This window comes from Fictibacillus nanhaiensis, assembly GCF_049537595.1.
Lineage (GTDB): Bacteria > Bacillota > Bacilli > Bacillales > Fictibacillaceae > Fictibacillus > Fictibacillus nanhaiensis_F.
Window position 1 is genome coordinate 629,411 of record NZ_JBMULM010000002.1, and the last position, 19,226, is coordinate 648,636.

Sequence of the window (19,226 nt, forward strand, 5' to 3'; positions counted from 1 at the left end):
AGCGAGGTGATTAAACATGAAGACAAAAAGAGAAGATACAGATGTTCACTTTCAATATGCTGAGGAGATTCAGGAAAAGCTGAAGAGTGACACATTTGCTCAGTGGCTTGGCATCGAATTAACGGAGATTGGACCTGGAACGGCTGTCGCTGAAATGACCATCACGGAGACCATGCTGAATGCACACGGAACAGCACATGGAGCAGCGTTATTCGCTATTGCTGACTTCGTATTTGCAGTAGCATGCAATTCGTATGGAAAAACTTCTGTCGGGCTTTCTGTGAATGTTGGATATTTAGCTGCTTGTCAAAAAGGAGACAAAATTACGGCGATCGCTTCAGAAATTAAGCGTAACCACCGTACTTCCTGGTATGAGGTGAGAGTGGAGAACGAAAAAGAACTGGTTGCACATGTAAGTGCCTTATCATATCGTAAAAATGACTATTTCGTAGGCGGGGATGAAAGCAAGGGGACATAATCACATAAAAAGCAGTTCACATCACATAAAAATTAGATCACATCACATAAAATCGGTCTTCATCACATAAAAAATGGAGATCATCATCTAAAAAACGGAGCACGGCTAATTCCAGCCGTTGCTCCGTTTTTTGGTTTATCTCAACGTTTTCTTAATGTACTTAATCGTTTTTCTCAGATCTTCGGCAGTTGGTCTGCCAAATGGTCCAGTCTGAATATCGAAATAAACCACTCGTTTCTGATCATCCACTAAAAACAGTGCGGGTTCACCGTGCTCCCCATGATCGTCATACAGCTTGCCGTTATGATATTGAACACCATACGGTTCTCCAGCTGTGCGCTCTGGATCACTAAACACAGGGAATGAAAGCGAATGATTCTTCTTCATCTTGGTAAGATTCTGTTCTTCATCTGTTGAGATGGCCAGTATGTGGGTGTTCAATTCGTTAAACGTGTCAATGTTTTGCTCAAACTCTTTTAACTGGTCGTTACAGACTGGGCACCATTCGCCTCTAAAAAAGACAAGCAAGTGAAAACGGTCATCGTTTTCTAAATGATTGTGAAAAGAGAAAGATTCGCCTGTTTCGGATTTTAGTGTAAAGTCTGGTGCTGTGTCGCCTGTTTTTAACATATGAACATCCCTCCAAATAATAGGTTTCTTCATTAGCTATTCCTCTTGTGGTGAAAATTAAACTCAATTGTCCAGCAGTTCTATAATCAATGGCATAGTTTAATAGCAAAATTGATTTAAGGATGAGTAAAGATAGATGTAAAACCTTTTCTAATAAAACAGCATTCCTAAAAGTGGAACACACCTTTTGCTGCAAACAGTAAAAGGAATTCCTGATGTTCAAGTTGTTAATCCACCGATCATGTGAGCATTTATCCTCGTATCCAAGATTTGCAGCGAAACCATTATATGTATGGACATTTTTATCATTCTATTGCTATTGATCAAGAGTTTAAGAAGTCTGGTATAAAACAACTGTTTCTGATTCACGATCCAAGATATAATTTTCGAACGCTCTTTTCTAAAAGATTGTTGCTTTTAACTCCTTGTCACCTTTAAAGAATTGATTGGAGTAGAAGGCGCGAGACTCCTACGGGACAGGCGGGCAGTTTGAAAAGTGGAAGTGGCTCGTTCAGCCCCGACAAGCAAAAGTTGAATGGGCTATGAAGGCGCAATTTGCCTTCTTGACCGTTTAACTTTTGACCTCGAGGGGCTAGCCACTGCAACTAGACAGCTGAGACACTTAAGAGTGAAACGTACGAATGTGGCTCAGCGCCTGCCCTGTGGAAAGCGAGCAGCCTGGAACGGAAATCAACACTTTCAAAAGCAACAAAGTTTACGAAAACATCCTCAAAAACTGTTAAAAGAACTAGGATATCGTTAAAATTTATACCCATGGATTATAATACTTCTCTCTAGGTAATTCCTACGTCTCTATGTAAAAAGATTTAAAAAATAAACAAGAAATAAAATGACCTTTTTCCTATTTTAAGTTAAAACTTTTAAAAATTAGTAGTTTATATTTGTTTTTGTTAGAATAGTAAAATTCTTCTTTATTTTCTGTAAATTGGCCTCTATATTAGAAATTGTAGTTCAACACCAAATTAGAGGAGTGAAGTAAATGATTAAGAAGATTGCCACGATGGCAGCGGTTCTACCTTTAGTAGTTTCTCTTGCAACACCAGCGGCAGCTGCAAAAAGCACAGAGGTGAAAGCAAACGTTACACCTCAAGAAATTATCGTAAAATTTAAAGACAACGTGTCAGAGTCAAAAGTAAAGTCTTTAGCTGTAAAAGGGAAAGATGAAGTAAAAGAAAAAGGTTCTAAGTTTCATGTCATTAAAGTTAAAGATGGAAACGTAGACGCAGCCATTGCAGAATATGAAGCGAGTGGAGATGTAGAGTATGCAGAGCCAAACTATACATACCATGCGAGCTGGACTCCAAATGACACGTATTTCTCAAATGGAGTGCAATATGCACCTCAAAAAGTAAGTGCTCAATCAGCTTGGGACATCACACGCGGTTCATCTACTACAAAAATTGCAATTATCGATACAGGTGTTGATTACAATCACCCTGATCTAGCCGGTAAAGTTATTAAAGGATATGACTATGTAAGTGATGATTGGGATCCAATGGATCAAAATGATCATGGAACACATGCTGCAGGTATCGCAGCAGCTGCAACGAATAACGCGAGAGGTATCGCAGGAATGGCACCAAACGTATCCATCTATGCTGTACGTGTACTAGATGCGAACGGAAGCGGATCTCTTGATGATGTTGCTAACGGAATCTATCATGCTGTAGATAACGGAGCAAAAGTAGTTTCACTTAGCCTTGGCGGACCAGGTTCTGCTACTTCATTACAAAACGCAGTAAACTATGCAGTTTCTAAAGGAGTAGTTGTAGTTGCCGCAGCTGGTAACGAGAACACATCTGCACCGAGCTATCCAGCATACTATTCAGGTGCCATTGCAGTAGCTGCAACTGACCGTAATGACCTTCGTGCTTCATTCTCTAACTATGGATCTTGGGTTGATGTTGCTGCTCCTGGTGTAGACATCGCTTCTACTGTACGTAATGGTGGATATGCTTACATGTCTGGTACATCAATGGCTTGTCCTCTAGTAGCTGGTATCGCAGGATTGCTTGCTTCACAAGGAAGAAGTGCTTCTAACATCCGTGCTGCTATCGAGAACACAGCTGATCCTATTTCAGGGACAGGTTCTTACTACTCTAAAGGCCGTGTAAACGCAGCAGACGCAGTACGCTACTAATCTATTTTTTACGCTTACAAACTTCCAAGGCTAGATCTGTTCTAGTCTTGGGAGTTTTTTGTTTGTAATAGTTTAATAGAACTAGCAAATCTTGTCGAATGGTGTTGTAATTTAAGGATAAGGACATATGTTCGCATTGCGTAAAATGTCGATGTAGACTTAATAGCTCATTTTAAATACAGGACTTGTGGTAACTTTTAACAATTTGGTAGAATAGTAATATAAATCCTCAACTAGAATCTTTTTTCTTACAAGTATTGCATTCTATAAGAAAGGAGGTTCATCAATTCCCCTTGTATATCCTAGCGTCACTTTCTTTACAAAACATTCTTTTTAAATAAAAAGGAGGTAAAGATAATGAGTGAAGTCTGTTTAATTCCATTTGTTCTTGAAGAGGTCATTGAAGAATCAAAAGAAGAGATTCCTTACGGAGTCGAGATGATTAATGCACCAGCGTTTTGGCGTGAAGGTGAAAAAGGACAGAGTGTGGTTGTTGCCGTATTAGATACTGGCTGTGACACAAGCCATCCGGAACTTGCTGAACGTGTCATTGATGGACGGAATTTTGTTGATGGGAATGCCGATGATTATCAAGATGCCCATTATCATGGTACACATGTGGCAGGTACGATTGCAGCTACATTAAACAATGCTGGTGTAGCGGGTGTGGCACCAGATGTGAAACTCTTGATCTGCAGAGTTCTTGGTAAAGATGGCGGCGGGTCGTACCAAGGAATCATCGATGCTATTGATTACTCCGTTAAATGGAGAGGGGAAAATGGCGAAAGAGTGCGTGTGATCTCTATGTCACTAGGTGGACCGACAGATGTACCTGAGCTACATGAAGCGATTCAAAGAGCCGTATTGGAAGATGTGCTTGTAGTTTGTGCAGCAGGTAACGAAGGGGATAATAAGGAAAATACGAATGAACATGCTTATCCTGGTGCGTATAAAGAGGTCGTTCAAGTGGGTGCAGTGGATGCTAAAATGAAACTTGCTCCGTTTTCAAATACCAATGATGAGATTGACCTGGTTGCTCCAGGAGTTAATGTTGTTTCTACTTATCCAGGAAATAAATATGCAAAGTTATCCGGAACTTCTATGGCGACGCCTCATGTATCGGGAGCAGCTGCATTACTGATTGAACGAGAAGAAAAATTGTTTGGTCGTGAACTTTCAGAAGCTGAGGTCTATGCTCAATTGGTAAAAAATACGTTAAGTATCGGACTAACAAAGAAAGCAGAAGGAAATGGTTTGTTAGTATTAAACGCACAAGAAAAAGCAGTTTGCGATCAGGAGAATTTAAGAGCGATGAGAATTCCTATTGAAACGGCTGCAGCGAAAGAGTCAGAATCATAAATATTTGCCCCGTTTCTTAGGAAGAAAGGGCGTGTATGGGGATGGCGTACAAAATTATTGCGTTGTTGATCAGCTTTGCAACTCTTTGTATTAGAATTTATGAAGAGATAAGAAGACGTGCAAAGAACAGAGCAAAAGAGGAAGAGCTTCAAAAGAAAAAGAAAAGAAAGCGAAAGAAAGCAGTGAAGAAAAAGGAAAAGGAAAGTGCTTAAATGAATAGATGGAATAAAAGCTGATTCTGTGAGATCTAGTATATTCACATCAATCAGCTTTTTTGTCGTTTTTTTACTAGTACTCGAAAAAACTGTTATCGTATATACTGATGCTCTTTTATAGTAATTGTTTTTCGCTTTAGTATGTTCGCTTTTTATGAGGAGAACTAGTTTCCATTCAAACTAGAAAGTTGCTTCTACGATTTGAATAGGAGTAATATATGAGCACTACTGTAAAATAGAGAGGAACGTAACTATGCTTTTATTAGGCATTCTACTTGTAATCGTAACAGTTGTATTTTTATTTATAATGTTTCATCCTGTTTTTGGAAAGAAACCCTCAAAATATGATAGAAGCACCTATGAACCAGTTGAACACTATCAAAAGGGTGTTTTTACGAATCAGATAGAAACAGTGATGACAACCGATCTACGCTCTATGCTCCCTGTATTAAAAGAATTTTTAAGTGGGAACCCGAATCGTCAGCCTAAGAAAGCAATTCCTATAAGCTCGTTTCAGTTAACTGAAAAAGCAAATCCAGAAACAAGAGTAACTTGGTTTGGACATTCAGCATTATTGATAGAGATAGACGGAAAACGCATTCTCATCGATCCTATGTTCGGATCCGCGCCTTCGCCGGTTCCCTGGTTTGGGAACAAACGTTATAGCAAAGAACTGCCTTTTAAAATTGAAGAGCTTCCACAAGTGGATCTAGTGGTTTTGTCACATGATCATTATGACCATCTTGATTATGGAACCATCAAACAACTCAAACATAAAGTGAAACAATTTGCAGTCCCGCTTGGCGTTGCTGGACATTTAAAGCGGTGGGGAGTGGAACCAGACCGCGTAAAAGAATGTAACTGGTGGGATGAGATACAGTTTTCAGGAATTTCATTAATCTGCTCGCCTGCACGACATTTTTCAGGAAGAAGCATATCGGATCGTAATTCTACCCTTTGGTGTTCTTGGATTATACAAGGAAAGGATTCTAACATTTACTTTAGTGGAGACAGTGGATATGGGCCACACTTTAAAGAGATTGGGAAACGATATGGACCTTTTGACCTCACTTTAATGGAATGTGGACAATATCATGAGAAGTGGGCTGCGATACATATGATGCCTGAAGAAACGGTACAAGCTCATCTTGATGTAAGAGGGGCAGTCATGATTCCGATTCATTGGGGTGCTTTTACACTGTCTTTGCACAATTGGACAGATCCAGTTGAAAGGGCTGTAAATGCAGCAACAAAACTAAATGTTAAAATTTGTACGCCTCAGATTGGTGAGACCGTAACCATTGGCTCACAGTCATTAGCTGGATCAAAGTGGTGGAGGGAGAATACGAATATCTAAAAAAGAGTGCTCTTCACTGTGGAGGGCACTCTCTACATGTATTCATTAACTTTTCCACAACTCCAACAGTGGGCCATCACTTCCAAAGAGAGGATCCTTATCAGGTAATGGAACGAGCATAATATCATCTAATACGGCTGGCCGATCATCAGGTTCACCTTTTTTAAGGTTGTGGTTCATTCCATTCGGGTAAGCTCCGGCTACTTTAAAGTCAGTGCTGCATCCAATACATTTATGTCCGGTACCGGCAGGGAGCACGATAGCATCCCCTTTTGAAACAGTAACAGAAACGCCATCTTCTCCTCCAAGAAGGAGAACCGCCTCACCGCTCATAACACCTAGAACTTCATGGGTATTGCTATGATAATGATGATAATCAAAGACACCATTCTTCCAACCATTTGTCCAGCCGTTTTGTTCAAAAACGTCTAAAGCATCCTGCGGTTCTTTTAATTTTCCTACGTATAACAAAACGGGCCAGGAAGGATGATTCGGAATCGTCCCATCGTCTGTAAAAAATAAAGTTTTAACATCTTCACTCAGCATTTTCATATCCATTAAACCCCTCCCCTGTTTTCGTATCCTTTCCCTTATTCTTATGAAAAGAAACCCGTCTTCTTTCGAGAAACAGTATAGGGGAAAAAAGAAATAACGAGCAATAATGCGAAATTCCTCAATAAATGACGAAAACTTATGTGTGAAAAAAAGTTTTCTTTTATGCGAAAAGAGGTATTAGATAATTACGGTATGATAAATGTTAGTGAAAGGTGGAAATCAGTATGAAGTACAAAGCGAAGGACTGGCTCCGGTTAACGCCGAATGAGAGATACCTGCTTTTATTCGCTGTTTCCCAACTCCAGAAAAAGCTTAGAGCAGGTTAAAAGAACTAAAAAAATAAATCTAAGGCGTTTTCGTTGCCACAACTCCCCCTTGTTTGGTTAAAATAAGAATACAAGATAAACAGGGAGGAACACAGGATGATGACTGACCTCAATACATGGTTTGATAAAGGCATGACGCGCTATGCATATATCCATTCAATGAAAACACACAAGGAAAACTTGCTGACGATATATAATTCATTCGTGCTACCTGAACCTATGAAAGATGCGTTGCAAGGCATCCAAAAAAACCGGTTGAGAGCGATCGTGATTACCGAAGATTGGTGTGGTGATGCGATGTTGAATCTTCCTGTTTTTATGCGCATGGCAGATGAAGCACTTATTGATATCCGCTTTATCTTACGCGACCAGCATCCGGAATTAATGGATCGATACTTAACAGCAAAAGCAAAATCAATTCCTATCATCATCTTTATTGATGAAAAGGGAAAAGAAGTTGTAAAGTGGGGGCCACGTGCTCCGAAATTGCAGCAAATTGTTGAAGAGCGCAAAAAGAAGATACCTTCAAAAGAAGACCCACGTTACGAAAAAGCCTTCAAGCTATTTGCTGATCGCATCTCAAGTTTGTTTACGACTGACCATGCCCTTTGGGAAGAAGTAAGCCTTGATATTATAAAAAAATTATTAGCTAAACTAAATGTTAACAGCCTGTAAAACGGCTGTTTTTTTGTTTGTGTTAAAATAGAGAAATTGATGAAATCTATAGAAACGAAGTTCGAGGTGTACGATGAAAAAGAAAGCGAATGTTATTATTCTAGCTGGATTTTTAGGAAGCGGAAAAACGACGTTGCTCAAACAGCTGCTGTCATATGAAAAAGAACAAAAGCATAAAACAGCTGTATTAATGAATGAGATTGGGAAAGTTTCAATCGATTCTGATTCTGTTCCAGAAGATGTTCCGCTTAAAGAGCTTCTCAACGGCTGTATATGTTGTTCTTTATCGGATCAGCTTGAAAAACAGCTATGGGGACTATGTAAAGAGAATGAGCTTGATACGTTAATTATTGAAGCAACAGGTGTCGCTCATCCGATTGATGTACTTGATGCCTGTTTGTCACCTTATCTAATCGACGACTTACAGATTTCAGGGATCATTTCAATCATGGACGCACCTCGATGGCTGGACCGAGAGAACATGAATGTTCAGGCTAGAATGCTCATGCTTGAGCAGGTTAAGCACGCAGATTATATCGTGTGGAACAAAACAAGCGGTTTGACAGAGAAAGAGAAGATGCTGCTTACGAGTGACGCATCAAGGTTGAATGAAGGCACTCCATGTGTGTTAACGGATTTTGCGAAGGTAGAACTTTCACAACTTTTTTCACTTTCCGTAAAAAAACGATCTCATCATCAGTCTGTTTCCGCAGAAAAATTGAAGGTCAAAACTTTTATATATTCGTTTAAAGGACCTGTTAATAAAGATTTATTTGAAAACTGGCTGCGAAATGTACCCTCATCGATCTACAGAATCAAAGGGTATGTTCAGTTTGAAAATCAAATTTATCTTTTTCAGTACTCCTATGGCTTGCCTACTTACGAAAAAGAATTAATGAAGATGCCATTAAGACTTGTTTTTATTGGAGAAGACCTTGATCCTGATCAGTTAACAAGAGGGCTGAGTGAAGTTGAAGTAGAAAGTAAATAAAGAAAACACTTGTGACTTCGGAGTTGCAAGTGTTTTTTTGTTCTTGAAAATCTTTTAAGATGATTAAATTAAGGCTAATTTCGCTTCACTTCCGCTGACAAATTTGTTCCATGAATACAGGTTGGTCCATCATCTTAACAATACCAGGATCACTTTCAGACAGTTGAATGAAGCTATCAATTATATTCTCTTTATATGTTAATAGAACAGCTTCAAGATGATGGTTTCCGCAGTTCCCTTTTAGCCGATAGTTATATTGTTCAAGAGTTCCCTTTTCCAAACCATGAAAAGTAACATCGGCAAGTTGGTATGTATGCCGTGAATCAGAGTGAGTAGGAATCACAAATTCTTGCTTACGTGGATAATAAAAGTCTGTTTTCCAGCCGAATTTTTCTATCCTTTCAATGTGTTTTTTCGGTGTCAGAGCCATCGAGTAAGTATGTAAAAGTGTGAAGATAATTACAAAAGAAAGAAAAAACATTCCTAATGTTATAAATCTCTTTTTGTTCACTGTAATCTCTCCTTTACAATTTATTTTATGATATTCTTTAATTATCATTATTTTCCAATCCTTAACGAAGGAGGTATCATGATGACAACAAAGTTAATGACTCATGACCATCGAAACATTCATTCTGAGATCTATAAAATGAAGCGTGGACCTGTAGCAGTTCGTGTTATACCAGCAATGAAGTATGTTATGCAAGAGATGAACACGGCCTATCATATGGATTGGGCAGGTAGACCAGAGCCAGTTGATGAAGAGTGGGTTGTATGGAAAGTGGTTAATCAGCTTAAACATTTAACAAAGAATAAGTTGAGTTATAAATTTACGTTAATGCCACATGAAATTCTTTGGCATGAGAAGAATGACAGTAGATCCCTTACAACTCAAATGATGCAAGTACCCGATTGTATAACCGAAGAAATATTTGAAGAAGCTTGTTTCAATGTTGAAAAGAGACTAGGAAAAAAGCTGCCATTCATGCAACTCATTTCTTATGAGTCGATTACTTGTGTTCAAAAGTTACATATAGGTCACTATAAAAATTCAATTGAGACTTTAAGAGAAATCATGGACTTTGCTGATAAAGAGAGCCTTCCACTGAAAACAAGTTATAAAGAAATCTATTTAACTCCTGCAATGAAATGTCATAGACCTGAAACATGGCAAACAGTTGTGAGTGTGGAGATTAGGAATTCAGGAGTAAGAGATGAATGAAGACAAAATTGAGTTTAAATTGGAGTTGAAAGAAGATAAGGTATCAACCTATACATTTGGTATGATAGTTACTTTTTTATTCGTTTGTTTTCTGGTCATTCTTATTGTAGATATAGATGATCAAAGTGTAGAGACACAAGGAATGGCTAGACAGTGGGGAGAGGCTGAACTAAGTAATAATAAATCAATGAAATATATTTTGCTCTCCGATTCAGAAAAAATGAATTACATGGATATGATTTCAGAGACTAATAAAGAAGAACTACCTACATACTCTTTTAATGAGTTAGATCAGTTTGAATATCAAATTAGCAAAAGTGAATATATTTATAAACTTCATTACTACAGAATGAAAACTTGTGCAGAATGTCAAAAAGATGTTTGGGTTCGGATAAAGAAAGAAGATAAAGGTTGGTTTGTATCTCACTTTAACTATTCAGAATCTAAAGCCGAAAAGAAGATTCGTAACGTACAAAGAGAGCAGATTCCTACTTCTGAAAAACAAGAAAAAGAATTGGAAGAGAATAAATCATTCATCATGAAATGGCTAAATTAACTTTTACAAAACAAGGAGTGCTTATATTGAAATATCGATATTGGAGAATGACATTCGTTATTATAGGTGCACTAATTATGCTAAGTTCTTTTATGATAGATTCCCAACAATATGAGAGGCTTATTCGCATAGGTGGGGGCAGTTTATTCTTCATCGGTACTTTGTTAATACCTGATTATGTAGTTAATTCTAGAAGTCATACAAAAGATAGGTAAGGGCTGCCTCATTAGGAGTGCAGCTCTTTTTCGTTCAACAGATCATGAAGGGATGTAAATATATAATGAGGTGTAATACCTAGAACATCTAACGGCTGACTTCCTCGATTGATCCATGCGGTCTTAAATCCATATGCTGCTGCACCGGTGATATCCCAGAAGTTAGAACTCATGAATAAAATTTCTTCCCGGTTTACAGCTAACGTCTCCTGAACATACTGATAGGCAGCACGTGCAGGTTTATATTGTTCAACATCCTCAATCGATAGTAGGTCTATAACATCTGTTAGTTCTCTTTTTTTAACTAATGGCTGTAGCATTTTATAAGTTCCATTAGAAAAAATAACCTGCTTCATATTATTATGTTGAATTTTTTGAAGAGCGTCGGGAACTTCTTCGTAGACTTGGAGTTCTAGATAAGCTTCCATTAGAGAAACAAGTGCTTCTTCGTTGCATTGTAGAGAGAATTTTTTTAAAGTATATAAAAGCGCATTGCGAGTGATTTCAGAAAATGGAATGTATATTCCAGTTAGCTGGTGAATCATGAAGTACTCTACTTGTTTTTTTCGCCACTCTTCACTGATGACTTTACCATAACCTTTAAAATGAAACTCAGCTTTTTCAGTAACAGAATGTACATCAAAAAGTGTTCCGTATGCGTCATAAACAAAAGCTTTAATCGTCAATGAAGCACCTCCTCATAATACAAGGATACCCGAAATCAAAGCAGCTTAACTTTCATAAAAAAATTCGTAAAAATATTGGTGAATTTCTCTTTCATTGAGGGAATAGATAACAATGAGGTGATAATAATGAAAATGCAATTGTATCTGTTATTTGGTTTTATCTTCGCACTAATCATAGCAACCTTCGCCGTTATTAACGTCGGTGACGTAGAGATCAACTACCTCTTTGGAACTGCCAACTGGCCATTAGTACTCGTCATTTTAGGATCAGCTGTTATCGGCGGCCTATCCGTCGGTCTGTTTGGATTGATTAAAGTGATTCAGCTGCAGCGACAAGTGAAAAAGCTGCACCAGATTCATAATGAAAAAGAATCTTGGAAAGAGGAGCGGATAGTTGAACATAATTCTGAACCTGTAACTCCAACAGAAGAAGTTCCTCATGAAAAAGTAGAAGAAAACAAGTAGATGCAAAAGAAACCCTGAAAGTAGTCTTGAAAGATTACACTCAGGGTTTTTTACATGTTATAAAACTAATACTTGAAAGCGATACCAAAAAGCGTTAATATAACAAATAATCAGTTCCAAAACGTTTTGGAGGATGAAATATGGCTACCATACGAGATGTTGCAAAAAAAGCAGGTGTATCTGTAACAACGGTTTCCAGAGCGTTGAACGGCTACTCGGATGTGAACGAAAAAACAAGAGAAAAAATAAAGATGATCGCTCGAGAACTTAATTATAGTCCTAGTTTACTAGCACGAAGTCTCGTGATGAAAAAAACAAAAACCATTGGATTGCTCGTATCTGGACTTCGAATTGAGGGAAGTAAAGATAATTTTACCTTTGAAGTACTTTGCGGTGTAAATGACTGTGCTGGTGAACTAGGATATGAACTCGTCTTGATCAGTACAGATTCTAAAAAACAGCAGGAAAAAACGTACAACCAGTTATGCAAGGAAAGAAAAGTAGAAGGTGTGATCTTACAAGGTATTAAAACGGATGATCCGTACTTAGACGAGGTATTAAAAAGTGATATCCCTTGTATTCTTATTGATATTCCGATCGAAAGTGAATCGGTTGGCTATGTAACAACCAACAATAAAGACGGTGCACAAACAGCGGTAGAACATCTCCTGAATTTAGGTCATAAACATATTGCGATGATTAATGGGCACAGTCAAGCTTTTGTTAGCAGAGAACGGTTAGCTGGCTACCAAGCGGCTTTGATGAAGAATGGTATTCCTTTCAATGAGAGTTATGTTGTAAACGGAGCTTTTTTGGAGGATACAGCAGAACAGGAAACCACCAAACTATTAAAAGCACATCCTGAGATTTCTGCATTGTTTTGTGCAAGTGATCTTATGGCGATGGGGGCAATAAGAGCGGCGAAAAAGATGGGGAAAACACTTCCAAAAGATCTATCAGTTGTCGGATTTGACAACATTATCTTATCTGCTTATTCAACACCATCATTATCTACAATTGCACAAGATCGGTATAAGTTAGGGTTTGAAGCGACAAAACTTCTTACAAATTTGTTGGAAGGGAAAGAAGTAGAAAAGATTAAAGTACTGCAAACGACATTTATAAAAAGAGAATCATCAATCGAAAACCACAAATAGTGGTTTTTACTTAGACTAAGACCGAAAACGTTTTGGATTCATTTTATACTTATAATATCAGGAGGATTTGTAGCATGAACTATCGTGTAATAAAAGAAAACGACCTATTTTTTTTAACAGATGACAAAGGGAATATTCCTAAAGAGAACGATTATGGACTCGGATTGTATACAAAAGATACCCGGTTTCTTAGTAAGTTTGATATCAAAATAAACGGTCAAGATCCCATTCTTCTATCCTCATCTGCGGATGAGAATTATGAAGCACAGATCTTGCTGACTAACCCTCACATGGAGAAAGATGGAGAACTCATACTGTGGAGGGAATCTGTCGAGATCGAAAGAAAGCGCTTAATTTATGATGGCGTATTATATGAGACACTTCAGCTGAAAAGCTATTATCCGAAACCAGTTAATTTCGAAATAAGTGTTCATGTTGACGCTGATTTTAAAGATATGTTCATTATTCGAGGTTTTCAATATGGTGAGATTGGAACAAGGTCAGGCGAAGAAGTTACAGAGAACTCGTTAAAGTATTCCTATAAAGGAGCTGACGATGTTGAACGGGCTACAAAAGTACAATGGGATCGAGAGGCAAAATCGGTAAATAAAGATGGTACTATCGCGTTTGATTTTCAATTGAATCACGGGGAGGCAGAGAGAGTAACATTCTCTGTGACACCTGAAATTAACGGAAAGTCAGGAACAGTTATGGATCCTGAGAAAGCGCTTCAACTTTTAAAGACTTCTTATACAAACTGGGAAAGAGATACAACAAAAGTAAAAACAGACTACAAACCACTTCAAAGACTTGTCGACAGAGGCATTATGGATCTTCGCGTATTGTTAACGGACATTGGACATGGAGCGTTCCCAGTGGCAGGATTACCTTGGTTTGGTGTTCCTTTTGGAAGAGACAGTCTGATCGCAGCGCTTCAGATGCTTGCATTTAATCCTGAAATAGCAAAAGGTACTCTTTTAACCATGGCTTCTCAACAAGGTACGAAAGTAGATCCTTGGCGTGATGAACAGCCTGGAAAAATCATGCACGAGATTCGATATGGAGAACTTGCTTCTACAAACCAAGTACCTTTCACACCTTATTACGGAACAATCGATGCCACACCTCTGTTTTTGGTCCTTTTATCTGAATATACAAAATGGACAGGTGATTTATCGTTGGCAGAGCAGCTGAAGTCGAATGTAGATGCAGCATTAAATTGGATCGATGAATATGGTGATCGTGATGGTGATGGATTCGTAGAATATCATCAAGAATCAAGTAAAGGGATCGCGAACCAGGGCTGGAAGGATTCTGGTGATTCTATCGTACATCGAAATGGAGATTACGCAGAAACACCGATAGCTCTATCTGAGGTTCAAGGATATGTCTATCAAGCCAAAATGGGTATTGCAGCTATTTTTGACGCAATTGGAAGAGTCGATGAAGCTACTAAACTTCGTCTTGATGCAGAAACGTTAAAGAAACGGTATGACGAAAAGTTTTGGATGGAAGATCAGGAGTTTCATGCCATTGCATTAGATAAGGATAAACAGCAGGTAGGGACTTTAACGACCAATCCTGGTCATGTTCTTTTTGCAGAGATGCTGGATGATCATAAAGCAATTAAGGTGATAGAAAAACTTGTGTCTCCACAATTTTTCTCAGGTTATGGTATTCGCACGATGGCAGAAGGAGAAGCGGGGTATAACCCCATGAGTTATCACGATGGTAGCATTTGGCCACATGATAACAGTATGATCCTGCTTGGCATGAGTAAAGTAGAACATCAGAGTGATGCAAACACGGTGATTTCTGGACTGATAGCTGCCGCGAGTCACTTTGAATATGACAGGCTGCCTGAGCTTTTCTGTGGATATGGTTCTAAAACAGGAAGAGCAGTGAAGTACCCAGTAGCATGTTCACCTCAAGCTTGGGCTGCAGGGACACCATTAGTCTTCATCCAAACCATTCTTGGATTATTTCCTGATAGTTTAAACAAAGTCATCTATCTCTCTCCAGCACTGTTGAAAGAGATGAAAGAACTAAAAGTTGACCGAATTAAAATTGGAGAAGGACATCTTTCTGTACACGTTCGACGTGAGGATGAAGAAACGACCGTAGAGATTAAAGAAAATACGACTGGATATGAAGTGATTCAAAAATAGAATGGTTCGTTCACCTTATGTAGAGAAGGGAGTTTTAGAAGATGAGACTTACAAAGTGGCTGTCCGCATGCGGTGTATCTTCGCTAATTGTAGCAACGATGTTAACGGGCTGTGGGAATGACAATGGAAAAGAAGAAACACAATCAGGTAAAACAGAGATTGTTCTGAGCGGTTGGGGAGGGAATCCGACAGAGAAGAAATTGTTAAACGAAGTTCTATCAGATTTTGAAAAAGAACATCCTCATATTGATGTGAAACTAAATACGATCAGTGATCAATACATGGATGTACTGAAGACACGATTGATCGGTGGCACCGCAGCAGATGTATTCTATCTTGATGCTTTTGAAGCTCCTGCTCTCATTGAGACAGGCGCTGTTGAACCGCTAAATAAGTATGTGACAAAAGATTTTGATCTCTCAGATTTCGAAAAACCGATGCTTGATGCCTTTAGAGAAGGTGAGAAGCTATACGGTTTGCCTAAAGACTACTCAACCCTCGCTCTTTTTTATAACAAAAAAATGTTTAAAGAGGCTGGAATAAAAGAACCTCCCAAAACGTGGGAAGAGATGGAGGTCGTGGCTAAAAAGCTGACGGACAAAGAAAAGCAAGTGTACGGACTTGGTATGCTTCCACAGATTGAACGAATGTATTATTTGGCAGAATCTAGTGGTGGACAGGTCATCACTGATGGTCGGGCCACTTTTGCTGACGATAAAGTCGTGGACGCGATTCAGCCAGTTGTTGATATGCACGTGAAAGATAAGACTGCAGCAACACCTTCAGAAGTGGGTGCAGGGCAATCAGCTGGTGAGATGTTCGGTCGCGGCAATGCAGCAATGGTAATGGAAGGGAATTGGAACATTCCTTTTTTAGAAGACACGTTTCCAGAGCTTGATTATGGAACAGCAGAATTACCAACAGTTAACGGTAAAAAAGGGACGATGTCCTTTGCAGTCGGTTACGCGATGAACGCAGAATCAGAGCATAAGAAAGAGTCATGGGAACTGATCGAATATCTCACGGGTAAAGAAGGAATGAAGAAATGGACGAGCAAAGGCTTTGCGCTTCCCACAAGAAAGTCTGTAGCTTCTGAGCTAGGTTTTGATCAAGATGAACTTCGCGGTCCTCTTGTAAGCGGAGCAGAATATGCAACGGTATGGCAGGATGGTCCAACATTGCCAATCGTGATGAACAATTTCAACAACCAGTTCCTGAGTGCTTATTTAGGTGACCGACCTTTAAAAGAAGCATTAAAAGATGCAGAGAAACAGGCGAACAGGGAGATAAAAGTAACAGAATAAAGACTTTTGAATCGAGGTGAATCATGTGAAGATGTTATCAAAAAAAGATAGAAGAGAAGCGGGACAAGGGTATCTATTCCTGTTGCCTGCGCTCCTCGTGTTAGGCGTGTTTGTAATCGCACCGATCCTTTACGCGGTGTTTCTTTCCTTTCATAAAGTAGAACTGATCGGCGGTGCGACCTATGAGTTTAGAGGGCTCGATAACTTTATGAAAGTCACATTTGACGATCGAGCTATCATTGCATTGAAGAACACGGCGATCTATGTGGCGATCGTAGTACCAACCCAGACGTTCCTGGCATTAGTATTAGCGGCATCATTGAATGCAGGACTAAAAGGGCAGAAGTTCTTTCGCATCGTTTACTTCTTGCCAACGTTAACGTCATCCGCTGTGTTAACACTAATTTTCATGTGGATGTATAACCAAAACGGATTGATAAACTATGTATTAAAGTTTTTAAATCTGCCAACATATAACTGGATTGGTGACCCAGACGTAGCTCTTATCGCGATCATGATCATGAATATTTGGGCAACCGCACCGTTTTTCATGGTTATCTATCTAGCAGCTCTTCAAGATATTCCAGACAGTCATTATGAAGCAGCTGAACTCGACGGAGCAGGTCCGATTCAAAAATTTTGGCACATTACAGTTCCAAACTTACGGCCGGTAACATCGTTTGTGGTGATCATAGGGCTGATCGGAACATTTCAGCTTTTCGATCAATCGTATATTTTCTCTGGAGGATCAGGCGGACCGAACAACTCCACACTTACGGTTGTTCTTTTAATCTATCAATATGCATTTAAGACACTAGGAACGATGGGTTACGCTACAGCTATCGCTTTCATGCTTGCCATCATCATCTTAGTGGCAACCCTTTTACAACGCAAATTTTCCAAAGAAGAATCACTATACTAAGGAGGAGATACCATGAAAAAACGTACGGCTGGAAGAAAAGCTTTGTATGTAATACTTGTCGTTTACGCAATCATCACCGTCATTCCGTTTTTGTGGGCACTGTCTTCTTCCTTTAAAACACTTGGTGAGATCGTAAGTGGGTCGATTAATTTTATTCCAAAAGATTTTACACTTGATAACTATAAGCAAATCTTTACGAGAGAGCCTCTATTCGGAAGATGGTTGTTTAATAGTTTGTTCATTGCAACAATCGGGACTCTATTAAACTTATTGTTCAATTCTATGGCTGGATATGCGCTCGCAAGACTAAGCTTTCCAGGAAAGAAGAGTATTTTCTTAATGATCTTGGCCGTATTGATGATTCCTTTCCAAGTAACGCTCATTCCTAACTTCTTAATACTAAAGGAACTTGGATGGCTGAATTCTTATCAAGGAATGATCATTCCAGGAGCGGTGAACGCGACGTTCATTTTTATGATGAGACAGTTCTTTATCAATTTTCCGAAAGAAGTCGAAGAAGCAGCTGCAATCGATGGACTTGGACGCTTCGGTACATTTTTCCGTATCGTTTTGCCTCTTGCTAAACCGGCACTTGCAGCTCAGACAATATTCGTATTCATGGCGTTCTGGAACGATTTTATGAGACCACTCATCATTTTGTCTGATCAAGACATGTTCACTCTGCCACTAGGGTTGAACTCGTTCAAAGGACAGTTTATCTCTTTTTGGAACTATATTATGGCCGCATCGATGGTCTTTACCTTACCGATTATCGTTCTATACGCATTCTTTAACCGATATTTTGTAAAAGGAATCAAGTTTACGGGAGATAAATAAGATCTAGAGGTGAAACTGGCTTGATGATGTGTGAAATAAGTGCACCGATAGTAAGTCTTGATTACCGTGTAATGTACAATTTCACGGTAATCTATTTTTTATTCACGGTAATCTATATTAATTTCACGGTAACTGCACATTATTTCACACATAAAATAATTTAAACGATTTTCACCAATAATCGACATATCTCTCTGCCTCTAAACCATTCTACCTGTTAGAATGGTTTACTCATTCTACATATGTTAACTAAAATGTATTTTAAGTTGACGTATTTACGAACCTTCGCTATTCTAAAGCGTATACAGAACTAATATGTGGAGGTTTATGAAGATGACAGCACAAAGAAATGGTTTGAAAACGATTGATATTACGCTAGTCGGTATGTTTGTAGCTCTAATGGCGATAGGTGCGAACATCACAACCATGTTTCCGTTCATGGTGGTTGGTGGCGTACCAATTACACTGCAGACCTTTTTCTGTATTCTAGCAGGAGCATTGTTAGGAAGCAGATTAGGAGCAATCGCGATGAGTGTATACGTACTAGTCGGATTAGTCGGGGCACCAGTGTTCGCTCAATTTAAAGGTGGCTTTGCAACAGTGATCAGCCCTACCTTTGGGTTTTTATTATCGTATATTCTGGTTGCTTATGTAACGGGATTAATCATTGAAAAGAATGGTGGAAAAGCTTCGTACATTGTAGCAACTCTTGTTGGAACAGCGATTAACTATATTGTAGGGACAAACCTAATGTTCATGGCGTACAAGATGTGGGCAGATGCACCAGAAGGTTTCACGTACTCTATGGCATGGGCATGGATGATGGTTCCGCTACCTAAAGATATTATTCTAGCGATTTGTGCAGGTATGTTAGCTCCGAGAATTAATTTTGCGCGTAAAAAGGCAATCCCTCAACGAACAAAACATGCATCATAAAGGAGTGTTAT

The 19,226-nt window shown here is 38.9% G+C and carries 20 protein-coding genes; 16 read left to right on the forward strand and 4 right to left on the reverse strand.

Features of this window, described 5'->3' with window-relative positions; genetic code table 11:
- The first annotated feature begins 16 nt into the window (after nucleotides 1-16).
- On the forward strand, nucleotides 17-478 hold the full coding sequence (locus ACOZ9X_RS14575) for a PaaI family thioesterase (RefSeq protein WP_423418811.1): 462 nt from the start codon (nucleotides 17-19) through the stop codon (nucleotides 476-478).
- A 135-nt stretch (nucleotides 479-613) separates the two neighbouring features.
- On the opposite strand, the gene ACOZ9X_RS14580 is transcribed toward ACOZ9X_RS14575, so the two are convergent.
- Nucleotides 614-1,141, reverse strand: coding sequence for a peroxiredoxin family protein (locus ACOZ9X_RS14580; protein WP_423418812.1), 528 nt, complete (start codon nucleotides 1,139-1,141; stop codon nucleotides 614-616).
- Between the two features lie 967 nt (nucleotides 1,142-2,108).
- On the opposite strand from ACOZ9X_RS14580, the gene ACOZ9X_RS14585 reads away from it, so the two are divergent.
- The 4 genes from ACOZ9X_RS14585 to ACOZ9X_RS14600 all read left to right on the forward strand — a co-directional run bounded on the left by ACOZ9X_RS14585 (nucleotide 2,109) and on the right by ACOZ9X_RS14600 (nucleotide 6,200).
- Entirely contained in the window at nucleotides 2,109-3,269 is a 1,161-nt protein-coding gene (locus ACOZ9X_RS14585; RefSeq protein WP_144701544.1) for a S8 family peptidase, read from the forward strand.
- Between the two features lie 357 nt (nucleotides 3,270-3,626).
- A complete protein-coding gene (locus ACOZ9X_RS14590) occupies nucleotides 3,627-4,628 on the forward strand; it encodes a S8 family peptidase (protein ID WP_423418813.1) in 1,002 nt (333 codons plus the stop codon).
- A gap of 41 nt (nucleotides 4,629-4,669) precedes the next feature.
- Nucleotides 4,670-4,840, forward strand: coding sequence for a hypothetical protein (locus ACOZ9X_RS14595; protein ID WP_191752805.1), 171 nt, complete (start codon nucleotides 4,670-4,672; stop codon nucleotides 4,838-4,840).
- Nucleotides 4,841-5,096: 256 nt separating this feature from the next.
- The gene (locus ACOZ9X_RS14600; protein WP_423418814.1) at nucleotides 5,097-6,200 is read left to right on the forward strand and encodes an MBL fold metallo-hydrolase; all 1,104 of its coding nucleotides are present in this window, start codon (nucleotides 5,097-5,099) and stop codon (nucleotides 6,198-6,200) included.
- 45 nt (nucleotides 6,201-6,245) lie between these two features.
- On the opposite strand, the gene ACOZ9X_RS14605 is transcribed toward ACOZ9X_RS14600, so the two are convergent.
- Entirely contained in the window at nucleotides 6,246-6,758 is a 513-nt protein-coding gene (locus ACOZ9X_RS14605; RefSeq protein ID WP_423418815.1) for a cupin domain-containing protein, read from the reverse strand.
- A gap of 419 nt (nucleotides 6,759-7,177) precedes the next feature.
- On the opposite strand from ACOZ9X_RS14605, the gene ACOZ9X_RS14610 reads away from it, so the two are divergent.
- Nucleotides 7,178-7,756, forward strand: coding sequence for a thioredoxin family protein (locus ACOZ9X_RS14610; protein WP_231607455.1), 579 nt, complete (start codon nucleotides 7,178-7,180; stop codon nucleotides 7,754-7,756).
- A 73-nt stretch (nucleotides 7,757-7,829) separates the two neighbouring features.
- Nucleotides 7,830-8,747, forward strand: coding sequence for a CobW family GTP-binding protein (locus ACOZ9X_RS14615; protein WP_423418816.1), 918 nt, complete (start codon nucleotides 7,830-7,832; stop codon nucleotides 8,745-8,747).
- Nucleotides 8,748-8,832: 85 nt separating this feature from the next.
- Here ACOZ9X_RS14615 and ACOZ9X_RS14620 read toward each other — a convergent pair whose 3' ends face one another.
- On the reverse strand, nucleotides 8,833-9,258 hold the full coding sequence (locus tag ACOZ9X_RS14620) for a hypothetical protein (protein WP_423418817.1): 426 nt from the start codon (nucleotides 9,256-9,258) through the stop codon (nucleotides 8,833-8,835).
- Between the two features lie 78 nt (nucleotides 9,259-9,336).
- Here ACOZ9X_RS14620 and ACOZ9X_RS14625 point away from each other — a divergent pair, with 78 nt between their 5' ends.
- Together ACOZ9X_RS14625 and ACOZ9X_RS14630 are read left to right on the forward strand one after the other, a co-directional pair.
- Nucleotides 9,337-9,969, forward strand: coding sequence for a hypothetical protein (locus tag ACOZ9X_RS14625; RefSeq protein WP_423418818.1), 633 nt, complete (start codon nucleotides 9,337-9,339; stop codon nucleotides 9,967-9,969).
- On the forward strand, nucleotides 9,962-10,525 hold the full coding sequence (locus ACOZ9X_RS14630) for a hypothetical protein (protein ID WP_423418819.1): 564 nt from the start codon (nucleotides 9,962-9,964) through the stop codon (nucleotides 10,523-10,525). The genes ACOZ9X_RS14625 and ACOZ9X_RS14630 overlap by 8 nt, the downstream gene beginning before the upstream one ends.
- 226 nt (nucleotides 10,526-10,751) lie before the next feature.
- On the opposite strand, the gene ACOZ9X_RS14635 is transcribed toward ACOZ9X_RS14630, so the two are convergent.
- Nucleotides 10,752-11,426: a haloacid dehalogenase type II gene (locus ACOZ9X_RS14635; RefSeq protein ID WP_423418820.1), complete on the reverse strand. Its 675-nt coding sequence runs from the start codon at nucleotides 11,424-11,426 to the stop codon at nucleotides 10,752-10,754.
- Nucleotides 11,427-11,552: 126 nt separating this feature from the next.
- Between ACOZ9X_RS14635 and ACOZ9X_RS14640 the strand changes: the two genes are divergently transcribed.
- From ACOZ9X_RS14640 to ACOZ9X_RS14670, 7 genes are all read left to right on the forward strand, one after another.
- Entirely contained in the window at nucleotides 11,553-11,891 is a 339-nt protein-coding gene (locus ACOZ9X_RS14640; protein WP_423418821.1) for a LapA family protein, read from the forward strand.
- 140 nt (nucleotides 11,892-12,031) lie between these two features.
- On the forward strand, nucleotides 12,032-13,048 hold the full coding sequence (locus ACOZ9X_RS14645) for a LacI family DNA-binding transcriptional regulator (RefSeq protein WP_423418822.1): 1,017 nt from the start codon (nucleotides 12,032-12,034) through the stop codon (nucleotides 13,046-13,048).
- Between the two features lie 74 nt (nucleotides 13,049-13,122).
- Nucleotides 13,123-15,216 (forward strand): glycogen debranching N-terminal domain-containing protein, encoded by a 2,094-nt coding sequence (locus tag ACOZ9X_RS14650; RefSeq protein WP_423418823.1) that lies wholly within the window; start codon nucleotides 13,123-13,125, stop codon nucleotides 15,214-15,216.
- A 41-nt stretch (nucleotides 15,217-15,257) separates the two neighbouring features.
- Nucleotides 15,258-16,520 (forward strand): ABC transporter substrate-binding protein, encoded by a 1,263-nt coding sequence (locus ACOZ9X_RS14655; RefSeq protein ID WP_423418824.1) that lies wholly within the window; start codon nucleotides 15,258-15,260, stop codon nucleotides 16,518-16,520.
- A 31-nt stretch (nucleotides 16,521-16,551) separates the two neighbouring features.
- On the forward strand, nucleotides 16,552-17,442 hold the full coding sequence (locus ACOZ9X_RS14660; RefSeq protein ID WP_423418962.1) for a carbohydrate ABC transporter permease: 891 nt from the start codon (nucleotides 16,552-16,554) through the stop codon (nucleotides 17,440-17,442).
- Between the two features lie 12 nt (nucleotides 17,443-17,454).
- Nucleotides 17,455-18,279 carry a carbohydrate ABC transporter permease gene (locus ACOZ9X_RS14665; protein WP_153238839.1) on the forward strand — a complete coding sequence of 275 codons (825 nt, stop codon included), beginning with the start codon at nucleotides 17,455-17,457 and terminating at the stop codon, nucleotides 18,277-18,279.
- Between the two features lie 333 nt (nucleotides 18,280-18,612).
- The gene (locus ACOZ9X_RS14670; protein WP_423418825.1) at nucleotides 18,613-19,215 is read left to right on the forward strand and encodes a biotin transporter BioY; all 603 of its coding nucleotides are present in this window, start codon (nucleotides 18,613-18,615) and stop codon (nucleotides 19,213-19,215) included.
- Nucleotides 19,216-19,226 lie beyond the last annotated feature (11 nt).

Excerpts from the sequence above, each read along its gene's own strand:
- ACOZ9X_RS14575 (WP_423418811.1), top strand. The coding sequence starts at position 17 with ATGAAGACAAAAAGAGAAGATACAGATGTTCACTTTCAATATGCTGAG.
- ACOZ9X_RS14580 (WP_423418812.1), bottom strand. The coding sequence starts at position 1,141 with ATGAAGAAACCTATTATTTGGAGGGATGTTCATATGTTAAAAACAGGC.
- ACOZ9X_RS14585 (WP_144701544.1), top strand. The coding sequence starts at position 2,109 with ATGATTAAGAAGATTGCCACGATGGCAGCGGTTCTACCTTTAGTAGTT.
- ACOZ9X_RS14590 (WP_423418813.1), top strand. The coding sequence starts at position 3,627 with ATGAGTGAAGTCTGTTTAATTCCATTTGTTCTTGAAGAGGTCATTGAA.
- ACOZ9X_RS14595 (WP_191752805.1), top strand. The coding sequence starts at position 4,670 with ATGGCGTACAAAATTATTGCGTTGTTGATCAGCTTTGCAACTCTTTGT.
- ACOZ9X_RS14600 (WP_423418814.1), top strand. The coding sequence starts at position 5,097 with ATGCTTTTATTAGGCATTCTACTTGTAATCGTAACAGTTGTATTTTTA.
- ACOZ9X_RS14605 (WP_423418815.1), bottom strand. The coding sequence starts at position 6,758 with ATGGATATGAAAATGCTGAGTGAAGATGTTAAAACTTTATTTTTTACA.
- ACOZ9X_RS14610 (WP_231607455.1), top strand. The coding sequence starts at position 7,178 with ATGATGACTGACCTCAATACATGGTTTGATAAAGGCATGACGCGCTAT.
- ACOZ9X_RS14615 (WP_423418816.1), top strand. The coding sequence starts at position 7,830 with ATGAAAAAGAAAGCGAATGTTATTATTCTAGCTGGATTTTTAGGAAGC.
- ACOZ9X_RS14625 (WP_423418818.1), top strand. The coding sequence starts at position 9,337 with ATGATGACAACAAAGTTAATGACTCATGACCATCGAAACATTCATTCT.
- ACOZ9X_RS14630 (WP_423418819.1), top strand. The coding sequence starts at position 9,962 with ATGAATGAAGACAAAATTGAGTTTAAATTGGAGTTGAAAGAAGATAAG.
- ACOZ9X_RS14640 (WP_423418821.1), top strand. The coding sequence starts at position 11,553 with ATGAAAATGCAATTGTATCTGTTATTTGGTTTTATCTTCGCACTAATC.
- ACOZ9X_RS14645 (WP_423418822.1), top strand. The coding sequence starts at position 12,032 with ATGGCTACCATACGAGATGTTGCAAAAAAAGCAGGTGTATCTGTAACA.
- ACOZ9X_RS14650 (WP_423418823.1), top strand. The coding sequence starts at position 13,123 with ATGAACTATCGTGTAATAAAAGAAAACGACCTATTTTTTTTAACAGAT.
- ACOZ9X_RS14655 (WP_423418824.1), top strand. The coding sequence starts at position 15,258 with ATGAGACTTACAAAGTGGCTGTCCGCATGCGGTGTATCTTCGCTAATT.
- ACOZ9X_RS14660 (WP_423418962.1), top strand. The coding sequence starts at position 16,552 with ATGTTATCAAAAAAAGATAGAAGAGAAGCGGGACAAGGGTATCTATTC.
- ACOZ9X_RS14665 (WP_153238839.1), top strand. The coding sequence starts at position 17,455 with ATGAAAAAACGTACGGCTGGAAGAAAAGCTTTGTATGTAATACTTGTC.
- ACOZ9X_RS14670 (WP_423418825.1), top strand. The coding sequence starts at position 18,613 with ATGACAGCACAAAGAAATGGTTTGAAAACGATTGATATTACGCTAGTC.